This window comes from Olsenella sp. CU969 (genome assembly GCF_905219715.1).
GTDB lineage: Bacteria > Actinomycetota > Coriobacteriia > Coriobacteriales > Atopobiaceae > Granulimonas > Granulimonas faecalis.
In genome coordinates this window covers 1-12,328 of sequence record NZ_CAJMXC010000057.1, presented here as the reverse complement: position 1 = coordinate 12,328, position 12,328 = coordinate 1, and the positions used below count along the sequence as shown (strand labels likewise).

Below are 12,328 nucleotides of genomic sequence, written 5' to 3'. Positions count from 1 at the left end.
CCGCTACGTCGTGCGCCTCCTCACCGCCACGGCCACCGTCGCCGCCACAGCCACGGTCACGCACGCGCCCAGGGTGACGGCGCCGTCCACCGTGCGGTCGCCGGTCACGGGCAGCACGGCGAGGCCGCGCAGGACCCGGCGCACCGTCCTCTCGGTACGGCTCGTCGTGGTGCCGCCGGTGCCGGGAAGCTCGGCCTCGGGCCGCACCGCCTCGATGCGGGCCGAGCNGCCCGCCTCGATGGCGACGGTGCCGCCGGCCTGGGGGCCGCCCTGGGCGTCGGGGTCCTTGGGGCCGAACCCGCTGCCCGTGGCGCTCGCCTTGTTGACCACCTCGCCGCCGTCGGCCGGGACGGACAGGTCGCAGGCGTAGGTCACGCGCCACACCTCGCCACCGGCCACGTCGCCCACCGGCACCGTGAGCTCGCGGGTCTCAGGGTCGTAGAGGGCGTGGGGGAGGCGCTCCCGGGAACCGTCGGGATGCTCGAGCCACAGGGAGGTGGTCACGAGGGACAGGCCGTCGGGCAGCACGTCGTGGACCGTGACGTCCTCCCACACGGTGCCCACCATGGCGTTACCCACCTCGATGGTATAGGTCACCTGGTCGCCCTCGTAGAAGCCGCCGTCCGAATCGTCGTCGGCCACGGTCTTGGAGAGGGAGGGCTGCGGCACGGCGAACTTGATCCAACCGGCCGGGAACACCTTGTCGGAGCTCTCGGTGGGCACCTCGCGGTCCTCGGGCGTGTCGCCGTCCACGGTGGCCACGTTGCCCACGTCATGGGCGCCCGGGGTGGCATCGTCCACGGCGGAGCGGGCGATGGAGCCCTCGAAAACCACGATGGCGCTGGAGCCGCCGGGGATGTCGCCCACGGGCACCGTGAGAGTGTGGGTGTCCTCGTCGTAGACGTCGGCGGAGTCCAGGGACCCGGTGGTCCCATCGGCATAGGTCACGCGCACCGAGGAGCGGTCGAGGTCGATGCCGGCGGGCAGCAGGTCTGTGGCCCGGGCGTTCTTGAGCAGGGAGTCGGGCACGTCGTTGGNCACGGTGACGGTGNAGCGCAGCACGTCGCCCACCTGGGCATCCACGGCGTCGCCTCGGGTGAGGTCGGTGACGGCCTTGGTGACCGTGGGCTCGGGGTCGTCGGGCAGGACCTGGTCGCCGCCCTTGGGAAGGGTCTCCTCCACCTCCGCGGGCACCGGCGAGCCGTCGGGGTTGGTGCCCGACGCCTGGACTGGGATGGTGACCGGGGGAACGGCGTCGGGGTCGTTGGGCGGGTCGAGGACCTTGCCGTTCACGGTGGTGTGGAGCTCGACGGTCACCTTGGAGTCACCGGGCACGTCGCCCACGGGCACCTTCACGGTGCGGGTCTCGGGGTCGAAGAGCTCCTTGGGGTCGTATGTCTTCACCGTGCCGTCGGGGTAGCGCACCTCGATCGGGTCGTCGGAGAGGTCGACTCCCACCGGGAGGGGGACCTCGACGTCCACGCCCTTCCAGTAGCTGTCGGGGTCACCGGTGTTGGAGACCACCACGGTGGTCTCCAGATCGTCGCCGACCTGAGGGTGGGCCGCCTCGGGGTCGGTGGTGTTGCGGGTCTCGGCGGTGATGGAGGTGGTGGGGTTTGGTACCCACACGGCGTAGTAGGTGCGCTCGCCGTCAGGCTCCTCCCACAGCTGCTCGTCGGGGTCGAAGTCGGCCTTGAGCGAGCCCTTCTCGGTGCTCCAACCCATGAAGGAGTAGCCGTCGCGCACGGGGGTCCCGGCAGGGGGCGTCACGGTGTCCAGGGCGTGCTTGTCCTGGACGATGGGGGAGGCGTCGGCCGGGGCGTCGGGGTCGTCGGGGTCCGGCATGGCGCCGCCGTCCAGGTCGAAGACGACCTTGACCGGCTTGGGGCTCCACTGGGCGTACAGCTTCACACTCCCCTTGAGCTCGGTGTTCTCGTCAAAGGCGGCGCCCGACCCGTCGGCGGCCGTGTTCCAACCGTCGAAGCGCCAGCCGTCGGTGGTGGGGGCGTCGGGCACGCCCTCGGCCTTGGAGGCGGATCCCGGGTAATAGGCGTCGTCGACGGTGTCCCCGGGGAGGTAGGCGCCGATGTCGTAATAGTAGGAGCCGCCGTCCGCCCTGGCGGTCGCCTGCCACAGGCCCGAGGTCGAAGCGCGCCAGAAGACCGGGGCAACCGTCCCGTCGGCCTTGGCCTTGGGCTGCTCGAGGTCGGCGTCGTTCTTGTAATAGGTCACGTCGAAGGTCTCGAGGACGTCCAGATACTTGATGCTCTCGAGATAGGCGCCCTTCTTGTTGCCCGAGGTGTANCACTTGTAGATCATGCGGTAGTGGCCGAGGTCGGCGAGCTCGGTGTGGCGCTGGCGCAGGAGGAGCTCCTTGACCGAGTCGGTGAGCTCCACCTCCACCCAGTTGCCCTCGTCGTCCTGGCGCTCCATGGCCACATCCACGACACCGCCCACCACCGAGAGCTGCACGTCGGCGAAGTCCTCGGAGTCGGCGGGGAACGGCTCCTGCTTGAGAGTGCCGGTGCCCAGGTCCACGGCACTGCCTGTGGAGAAGTTCACGCCCAGGCGGTGGTCGTAGGAGACGAAGCCCTCGTCGGTGTTGACGGGCAGGGGGCGGGCGCCCTCGCGGGCCACGTAGGCGACGTGGTCGATGCCGCGGGAGGTGGCGAGGGACAGCGTGGTGGTGGGGACGAGGCGCATGCGGCGGGTGCCGGTGGCCTGGGTNCCGTCGGGGGCGGTGTAGACCACCTCGACCGTGGTCCAGCCAACCCCGGGTGCAAGGCTCTTGACCTCGTAGGTCTTGTCGTCGAGGACGATGACCGGGATGTCGTTGTCACCCACCACGGAACTGTAGATCTCGTCGGCGGTCCAGCTCACCGCATAGGCCGGGTCGCCCACCATGGCGTCGTTGGTGAAGGGGAAGACGTAGGTGATCTTGCGCACGGAGTCGTGGGCCGTGTCCTCGAAGTCGCCGTTGGAGGGGTAGAGCATGGCGGTGCACACCGAGGCCATGGAGTAGGCCGTCATGGTGTTGCGGTCGGCCTCGGCGAACTCCTGGGGGTCGTTGAAGCGCTTGAGCTGGGGGTAGACGCCGTCCTTTGCCAGCCACAGGTNGCCGGAGAAGCCGGGGAGGTTGGCCAGGGCCCCGGAACCGGTCATCTCCTTGGTGAGCAGGCCGGTGACGCCGGCGGGCTCCGCGGTGCGCATGTCCATGGCGGTGGTCTGCATGTCGAAGAAGCATGCGGTGTAGGAGGCCCCGCCGTTGGCGCCCACGAAGCCGCCCACCGTGGCGTCGTTGCCGTCGGTGGTGAGGGCGCCCACCTCGCCGGCGGCGAAGCACTGGGCGAAGCGGATGTTTCCGTCGGCGCTGCCCACGAAGCCGCCCATGTTGGAGGCCGAGGACTGCATGCCGGTCATGGTGGTGGAATAGCAGTTGGTGTACTGGGAGGGTGTCGCCGAGGACGTGCCGCCGGTGGCGTCGCCCACGAAGCCGCCCACCTGACTGGTGCCCTCCACCACGCCGGAGGCACCGCAGTTGACGAAGGCGTTGTTGTAGTGGTTGACGCCGTTGAAGACGCCTGTCTGGGTGTTGCCGTACATGGTGNTGTTGCAGAAGCAGTTCTCCACGTAGCAGTAGCCCGGGCACGAGACGAAGCCGCCGGAGTGGCCGCCGGTGGAGATGGTCACGCCGTCCACCGCGTAGGAGTTGGTGACAGTGCCGCCCATGAGCGGGGCCGTGAAGTTGCCGATGCAGCTGGCCCCATGGGTGTAGACGCGCACGGTGCGACAGTTGTTGATGAAGGACCCCGTGGGGGCCGCGAGCTTGTTGCCCGAGCCGTCGACGGCACTGAATCCGGTGCTCCACCCTACGAGGAGACCGGCCACGAAGTCGCCGCCGGTCACCAGGGAGTCCTCCACGCCCACGTTGTCCACGAGGCCGCGGGCGAAGTAGCCCACGGCCACCGCCTGGTTGTACCCGCCGCCACTGCGGACCTCGGCATAGCGGAAGGTGATGTCACACATGGTGAAGGAGGGGTTGTTCACCGAGGCGATGNAGGCCAGGCCCGGGCCGNTGGCGGAGGAGGTGCTGGTGCCCGCCACATAGAGGTTGTAGACCGTGTGGCCGTTGCCGTCGATCAGCACGGTGCCGGAGTCGAAGCCCGTGGCCGGGGCCCACTGCCGCCTGCCCTGGCCGCCCATGTCGAGGTCGGCGGTGAGCCGCAGGCTCTTCTGGGTCGCGGGGGCCGAGTGCATGACCCAGGAGAGCTCGGCGGGGGTGCCCACCAGCCAGGGGTCGTCGGCCGTGCCGGAGCCGCGACCGGGCTGGGACGACGTGCCGTCCCACGGCGCGAGGCCGGTGTCGCGGTCGAGGGCCGCGAAGGTGTCCTCGCAGGCCTGCCACTGGCGGGCCAGGTACTGGGCCCACGTCTCCGCGTAGGCCGCGGTGGGGGCCGCGGCCAGGGAACCTGCCGCCAGGACCACGGCCATCAGGACCGCCGCGACCCGGCGCGCCCCCTTTTGGGTGGCCTTCTTCAGGGTCTCCATGGGAACTCCCCTCGATTCAGCTGCATTTAAGAGTAGTATCTGCTTTCTTACAGCAATCTGATGGAGTGTGTCAATCGACCCGGGCGGCGACGCGGCCGGGGGCCGAGAGCGTCGGCTCCATGGTCGCAGGGAGCCGGCCGGAGGCGACGNACCCGGCGGGGCGGCCCGACTGGCAGGCCCACCCCCATGCCAAAGGCCGCTGCGGCATGGGTTTCTCGCCCGAAAGGGTGCCTAGACCCATGCCGGTGACTCCTCCGGCATGGGTCGTCACCATAAAGTGAGAAACATGCAAAGTGACAGATGGGGCAGGCACCTCTGTCACGCGTCTGTCACGCGGGGCACCCCCCCCCGTCACGCGGAGGCTAGCGGCCGGTGCCTCGACCCATGACGCCGAAGGTCCGCAGGAAGATCTGGAGGTCCAGGGAGGGGGAGGCGTGCTCGATGTAGTAGAGCTCCAGCTCCTGGCGGGTACCTGTGGAGTAGTCGGCGTCGTTGCGCGCCTCCACCTGCCACCAGCCGGTAATGCCCGGCAGGCGGCTGCAGAACTCGGCGGCCCGGTCGCCGTACTGCCCCAGCTCNGCGTCGACCACGGGGNGCGGCCCCACGANGGANATCTGNCCCGCAAGGACGTTCAGGAACTGCGGCAGCTCGTCGATGGACGTGCGGCGCAGGAAGCGCCCCACGGAGGTGATACGCGGATCGTCGTCGACCTTGCGCTCCTTCTCCCACTGGTCCAGCTGCTCGGGGGTGAAGTAGCGCTCCACGTCGTCGGCGTCGGCTGCCATGGACCGGAATTTCAGCAGGTTGAAGTGACGGCCGCCCAACCCCACCCGCTCCTGGGTGTAGAAGGGGCTCCCCTTGGACTGGAGGGNGATGATCNCGNCCATGACGAGGCAGGGCGCGAGCAGCACGACGATGACGAGGAGCGACACCACGATGTCGGCGAGGCGTTTGACAAAGCGGTAGCCCCACNGGTCGCCTGCACGACCCGTGGGGCTTCGGGGAGAGCCGCTCTCTCTTCTCTTCGTCACCACNGCACGGGTCNTANCCACAGACTTCGTCCCTGANATACAGGGGCACAAGATTGCCCATAGAAACGGATTTATCTTACGCTAAGTTATTTTCCAAGTCTGTGTGTGACAAAAAATGCACCTCTGAACCTGCGGGTCCAGAGGTGCATCGTCGTCAGGGCACCCGGGGCGGCAGCCCCGTCGGCCGAGGTCACTCCTCCCCGGCGTCCTCCCCGTCGTCGTCGGGGCGCTGGTCGTGGCCGCCGCGCAGACGGTCGAGCCAGCCGTCGCGGTCGGCGTCCTCTCCGGCCTCCTCGCCCTCGCCGGGCTCGGCCTCGGGCTCGGGCGCGATCACCCGCAGCAGGGCGATGCGGCGGCCGCGCATGGACTGCACGCGGAAGCGCCAGCCATCCACGTCGAATACCTCGCCCGGGCCCGGCAGGCCGTCGGCGAGGTCCAGGATGAACCCAGCCACGGTCTCGTACTCGTCGGACTCCTCGATGGGCCAGCCCAGCTCGGCGGCGTCGTCGATGGGAAAACGGCCGTCCACGAGCCACTCGCGCTCGGAGNGCTTGGTGAGGTACTTGTTGTCGGGGTCGAACTCGTCCTCGATCTCGCCCACGACCTCCTCCACGATGNCCTCNATGGTGATGACGCCGGCGGTGCCGCCGTACTCGTCAACCACGATGACCATCTGGTCGTGGCTCGTCTGCATCTCGGAGAGCAGCGGGATGATGTCCTTGGTGTCGGGCACGAAGTCGGCCTCGCGCACGAAGCCGGCGATGGGGGCGTCGCCCTTGCCCTCGTCGATGATGGGGCTGATGAGGTCCTTGATGTGGGCGATGCCCACGATGCGGTCCACGTCCTCGTGGTAGACGGGGATGCGGGAGTAGCCCGTCTTGCGCATGCACGCGAGCACCGAGCTCAGGGTCTCGGTGTCCTCGAGCGCCGTCATGTCCACGCGGGGCACCATGACCTGGCGGGCGGCCGCGTCGCCGAGGTCGAAGATCTCGTGGATCATCGACTTCTNCTCGTCGGTGAGCTCCTCGGCGTCGCTCACCATGTAGCGGATCTCCTCCTCGGAGACGTTCTGGCGCTCGTCGGCGCTCCGCACACCCAGCAGGCGGGAGATGCCGTTGGCGCTCTTGGCGGTGATCCAGATGAGCGGTTTGGCGGCCACGGTGAAGCCCTTGAGAAAGCCCGCCACGCGCTTTGAGACGCCCTCGCAGTCGGCCAGGGCAATACGCTTGGGCACCAGCTCGCCGATGACGATGGAGAAGTACGACACCACGAGGGTGATGATCACGGGTGCCAGGCCGNCGGCCACGGTGNCCGGCACGCCCNCNNAGGCCNTCNACACGGCGAACGGGTCGGACAGGTTGGTGGCGGCCACGGCGGAGCTGGCAAATCCCACGAGGGTGATGGCTACCTGGATGGCGGCCAAGAGGTCGCCGGAGTCGCCGGAGAGCTCGAGGGCCGTCTTAGCCTTGGCGCTGCCCTCCTCGGCATCGCGCTCCAGCAGTGGGCGCTTGACGTTGACCAGGGCCATCTCGCTCATGGAGAAGAAGCCGTTGACCAGGGTCAACAGCAGGGTGACGACGATACTTACGGCTATGTCCATCTACGTGTTCGACCTACTTCACTAGGAGTGCGCGAGCTCGAACCCGGCNGCCTTGACGGCCTCCTCGACCTGCTCGGGCGTGAGGTCGCCCTCGAAGGTCACGGTGCCCGAGGCGGAATCGGCGGCGACGGCGGTAGCGCCGCGGTCCTCGAGCTCCATGGTCACGAGCATCTCGCAGTGCTTGCAGTGCATTCCCGATACGGAAATCTTTCCCATAGCTTCCTCCTTGCATAATCGGGATACGAGAAGGGGCCCGCCAGGCGGGCNCNTCCGATANTACCGNGAACCGCCAGCTCNCTNTGCGGCGGCCACCATGGTCCGCACCTTCTCCTGAAGGTCGTCCAAGTAGGCCTGGTCGGGGCGCCAGTTGAGGCTCACCGGGTCCAGGGGCAGCTGGAAGCCGGTGTCGGCGAGCACCTGCTGCACCTGCTTCTGGGCCACCGGCGCCCAGCCGTAGGAGCCGAAGGCCAGGCCGACGCGGGTGTCGTTGCGCGGGGAGAGGCCGCGGAAGTACGTGAGGAACTTGGCGACGTTGGGCATCATCTGCATGTTGAGGGTGGAGGAACCCACGCACACGTACTTGCAGTCGAGGATGTAGGCCAGGATGTCGCTCTCGTNGGTNTACTTGAGGTCGAAGTACCGGCAGTCGACCTCCTCCTGCACGAAGGCCTCGCAGATGGCCTTGGCCATCTTCTCGGTGGAGTCCCACATGGTGTCGTAGACGATGGCGCACTTGTCCACGCGCTCGNTCTTNGTCCAGCGGCTGTAGCACTCGAGGATGTCGGGGATATGCTCGGTCCAGATGACGCCGTGGGCAGGGCAGATCATCTNGAGGTCCAGGCCCTCCACGGCGGCGAGGGCCTTGGCGGCCTGCATGCCGTAGGGCTGTACGATGTTGGCGNAGTACTTGCGGGCCTGCTTCATGACCTCGCAGCAGTCGGAGTCCACGTCGAAGCGCGTGGTGGACGCGAAGTGCTGGCCGAAGGCGTCGTTGGAGAAGAGCACCTTGTCGTACTCGTCATAGGTGACCATGTTGTCGGGCCAGTGGACCATGGGGGTCTCGACGAACGTGAGGGTGCGCTTGCCGATNTTCAGGGTGTCGCCGGTCTTGACGGGCTGGAAGTCGATGCCCGCGCCCTGGTAATGCTTGGCGAGCTCGCCGACGGCCTTGGTGCTGCAGTAGAAGGTGGCGTTGGGGCAGGCCTGGGCGACGAGGGGCAGGCTGCCGGAGTGGTCCATCTCCACATGGTTGGTAATGACGACGTCGATCTTGGCGGGGTCGATCACGGACGACACACGCTGGAGCAGCTCGCCGTGGAACTTCTCCTTGACGGTGTCGATGAGGGTGACCTTCTCGTCCACGATCAGGTAGGCGTTGTAGGTGATGCCCTTCTCGGTGGTGTAGCCGTGGAAGTGGCGCTCGTTCCAGTCGAGGGCACCCACCCAATCGACATCGGGCTTGATCTGCTGTGCGACCTGCATCAAAGCTCCTTTCAAGCCCCGGGGCATCCCGGGCGCGCGGGCCGGCCCGCGGTCGGGGCCTGAGTGACGGTCTGCGTCTGAATGTACCCCCATAAGGGGCGGCGGACCCCATCACGGCGCCTTTCGATGGAGCTTCCACGGGTTTTGGCGGTTTGGCATACCAAGGGGCGGGGCGGGACCTCGACACCCGGCCGGGCACGGCGCCCCCTCCTCGGCACCCAGCCCCCTCGGCACCTGAATACGATTGAGGGCGACCCTGGGGGCCGACGGGGGCCGAAAACCGCCCCCAACCGCGTTCAGGCAGGCAGAATCCGCCCCTGGACGCGTTCAGGTGCGGAGGAGGCCACCCTCGGACGCATTCAGGTGCCGAGTGGGGCGCGGCTGGGCGTTAGGACGTCAGCCCTTGCAGCGCCTGCTGCCCTTGAGCACCCGGAGGGCACCGGCCGTGACCGCGGCCACGCCAGCGCCGATCCACGGCAGGAGGGGCGCCACCACGTCGCCGGTCTTGGCGATCAGGCCGGTGACGGGCACCACCACGGCCTTGAGGGGCTCGGGCAGCTTCTCCACCAGGTCGGAGGGCCGCCCGGGCGTGCCGGGCCCCTGGGGCTCGCCAGGCCCACCGGGCCCGCCAGGCTCGCCGGGAGTCGAGGGGCCCTCGGGGGCGGTGTAGGTGTTCACGAACTCCATGGGGGCGTCGGCCGGGCAAGCCTCGTCCACATCCGCGCCGTCGTCGGACCTGACCCGCGTGACGGAGACGGACCTGGAGGGCCCGCCGGTGGCCTCATCCTCGGTCACCTCGTAGACCACCCGGTACAGGGCCTGGGAGTAGGCCATGGACTCCTCTGAGCCGGCCTTCTCGCCCACGAGGTAGGAGTAGGTGCCGGGCTCGGAGAAGGTCACCGCGCCGAAGGTCCCCATGGGGCTCTCCTCGNTGGCCGTCACGGTAGCGGGGTCGGGCATGGGCGCGCCCTCGGTCTCGGCGGTGACCACGAGGTCGAACGCGTCGTCGTCGGTCCAGTCGCGGCCCACGAGGACCTTCTTGGCAGCCACGCCGAAGACCGGGTCGACGACGGGGGTGGTCGTGAAGGTGCTGTCGAACACCGCCTCGCCGCCCGCCACCTCATGGGNGGCTGAGAGCGTGCCGTCGCCGTCGTCCACCACGGTGGTGGTCACGGTGTAGACGGCGTCGTCGTAGGTGATGCCGGGCTTCCCGTCGTTCACCTCGACCAGGGTGTAGGCGTACACGCCGGGCCGGGTGTAGGTGACCGGGGATAGGGTCACGGTGCCGTCGGTGCCGTCGGCGCCGTTGGTGCCGCTGGCCGCCACCTCGCCGTCCTCATCCACGAGCTGGAACCGGAACTCGCCGTCGGCCAGGGGGCGGCCCGCGAGCTCCTTGGTGGTGCTCACGCGGCCGGAGCCCTCGGCGGTGCCGGTGGGGTTGCCGGCCTTGGGGATGGCCGCCCAGCGGGCGTTGCCCAGCAGCGGGGAGCCGATGCGGGTGGCCACGGCGCCGTCCACCACCTCGACGGAGTCCTGGGCCATGAGCTCGGCGCCGCTGAAGGGCACCANGCACTGCACGANGCGGGCGGNACCCTGGCGGTGGTAGTCGACGACCACGTAGTAGGTGCCGTCGGGGTCGATCTGGTCGAGGGAGGTGAGCTGGGTGCCCACGCTGCCGCCCTCGCCCAGCTCCCCTTCGGTGCCGTCACCGTAGACGNGGCGGTTGGCCTGGAAGTAATAGAAGCGGTTGCTGGCCGAGGGGGCGAAGGTCACCATGGCGTCGCCCACGGTCCGGGTGCTGTCAGGCCCCTCGGCGTCGGCGGCGCCCTTGGCGCTGTAGCGGTTGCTGTAGAAGTCCACGCCGCCGTCGGCGTTGCGGTGGGCGGCCTTGTAGTCGGCGTCCACCCGGGTCAGGTCCACCGCCCCGTTTGAGATCACGGCGTCGGAGAAGCCCACGGTGTAGTGGAGCCTGAACGGCTGGGCCTCCACCGACCCGCGGTTGGAGGTGNAGTCGGTCTGGTTGCCNCTCCCGTCGACGGTGATCGTCTCCACGCGCACCGGCAGGGCGTCGGCGGGGAGCACGCAGGTGAGCTCCTCGGTGCNGTCGTCGCCGGTGTCAACGGACACCTTGATGTCGCCGAGGTTGAAGGAGGTCCCGTACACCGNGTTGACGACCTCCCGGCTGGGAAGGGAGTAGGTACCGTCGGCGTTCTCGGTCACCGGGTAGGTGGTGCCGAAGAGCTCCACCCCCTGCACCTCCCTCACGGTCATGTAGCGGCCGATGGGGTCGCGGTAGGTGAGGGGCGTCGCCGCCTCGCCCATGGCGTCGGTCACCGGGTTGAAGGCGGTCTGCTGGAGCTGGGTGATGATGCTGGCGAAGATGTCGGATAGGTCGTCGGTGCCGGCCACGTAGGCGCCGTCGTTGTAGGCGAGCGACGATATGTCGTCGGCGGCGGCGGGGTGGTTGAGGGTGACGTTGACAGGTCGTTGAAATGGCCGGGTTCCATTGAGGTTCACCTGCACCGAAGGNCGCCNCCCACTGCGGTGGGTGTTCCAGGCGTCGGTTATATCCTTGGCCTGGGAGGAGAGGGGGCCGTTGGCAGGGTCGAGGTAGCNGGCCGGGTCGAGGGTGACGTTGGCGAGGCTGAGCTCGTTGCCGGCGAGGTCACCCACGCGAACGGTGAAGACCCGGGTGCTCGAGGCGCCGTCCACGCCGTAGTGCCTGTCCACCTGCCTTCGACGGCCACGGTGACGTCAGGGCGACCGCTGGCGGTCACGGTGAGCCTGCGCGCCCCTGTGCCACTTGAGCCCCGGTAGATGAACCTCGTCTCGTCGTAGTGGCCCAGGGGCAGGACCGGGTCGGACCGGTTGGCGTCATAGGTACCGCTGCTGAAGGTGCTCACGGCCGCGCGGTTATAGGGGTTGGCCTCCATGAGCTGCCTGACCGTGCTGTCGAGGACCTCGGTGGCGGCCTCCATGCGCCCGTTGTCCATGGACCCGGACAGGTCCACGATGAAGGCCACGTCCAGGGGGTTCTCGACCTCCCTGTTGACAACCCTCGACGACCCCAAGGCGGAGAAGGTGGCGTGGAAGACCCCCCCGGGCGCCTTGGGCGGCGTCGGTGGTCACCGACTTGTCGGTCCACACACGACCGGCAAAACGGCTGTTGAGGGGTTCCTCGTTGCCGAGGATGGCGCTGAAGCCGTCGGCCGTGGAGGGGTCGGCCACCCACGTCATGGTCTGGGTCGAGGCCCCCGCCGTGGTGGCCCCCACGGCGACGACGGCCGCCACGGCCGCTGCCAGCAGGGCGGCGACCCGGCACAGGCCCGGGCGTTTCCGGGGGCTCGTCTGCCGAAGGNGCCCGANGCGCCTCACGTCCATGGTNTCTCTCCTTCTTGCCTGTATATAGAGTGCGCATAGAGCAGAGAGATACTATCCATCTCTCTGATGCCCTACGGCCGACGCCACGCAGTCTGTCAGTTAGAAAAAGAGTCTTCTGTCATATCCGGATGACGTCAAGAAACGGCGGCGCGAAACCGCCCGGCATCGCCGGCGGCGGAATACCCTTCGCCTGAAATCAAAGGAGGGCGCAATTTAAGGCGCGGGGTCCCCGCACCCCGGGCCTTAAATTGCGCCCTCCTTTGATTTCAGGCGAAGGGTATTCCGA

5 protein-coding genes are annotated in these 12,328 nt (G+C 68.4%); all 5 read right to left on the bottom strand.

The window, feature by feature from the left end:
- Positions 1 to 3: 3 nt before the first annotated feature.
- Positions 4 to 4,548 carry an InlB B-repeat-containing protein gene (locus JX283_RS06320; protein ID WP_204829821.1) on the bottom strand — a complete coding sequence of 1,515 codons (4,545 nt, stop codon included), beginning with the start codon at positions 4,546 to 4,548 and terminating at the stop codon, positions 4 to 6.
- Positions 4,549 to 4,910: 362 nt separating this feature from the next.
- A complete protein-coding gene (locus JX283_RS06315) occupies positions 4,911 to 5,579 on the bottom strand; it encodes a sugar transferase (RefSeq protein WP_204829820.1) in 669 nt (222 codons plus the stop codon).
- A 190-nt stretch (positions 5,580 to 5,769) separates the two neighbouring features.
- Positions 5,770 to 7,179, bottom strand: coding sequence for a hemolysin family protein (locus JX283_RS06310; protein WP_204829819.1), 1,410 nt, complete (start codon positions 7,177 to 7,179; stop codon positions 5,770 to 5,772).
- 21 nt (positions 7,180 to 7,200) lie between these two features.
- Positions 7,201 to 8,661: a flavodoxin domain-containing protein gene (locus JX283_RS06305; RefSeq protein ID WP_204829818.1), complete on the bottom strand. Its 1,461-nt coding sequence runs from the start codon at positions 8,659 to 8,661 to the stop codon at positions 7,201 to 7,203.
- 396 nt (positions 8,662 to 9,057) lie between these two features.
- A complete protein-coding gene (locus JX283_RS06300; protein WP_204829817.1) occupies positions 9,058 to 11,391 on the bottom strand; it encodes a Spy0128 family protein in 2,334 nt (777 codons plus the stop codon).
- Between the last annotated feature and the right edge of the window lie 937 nt (positions 11,392 to 12,328).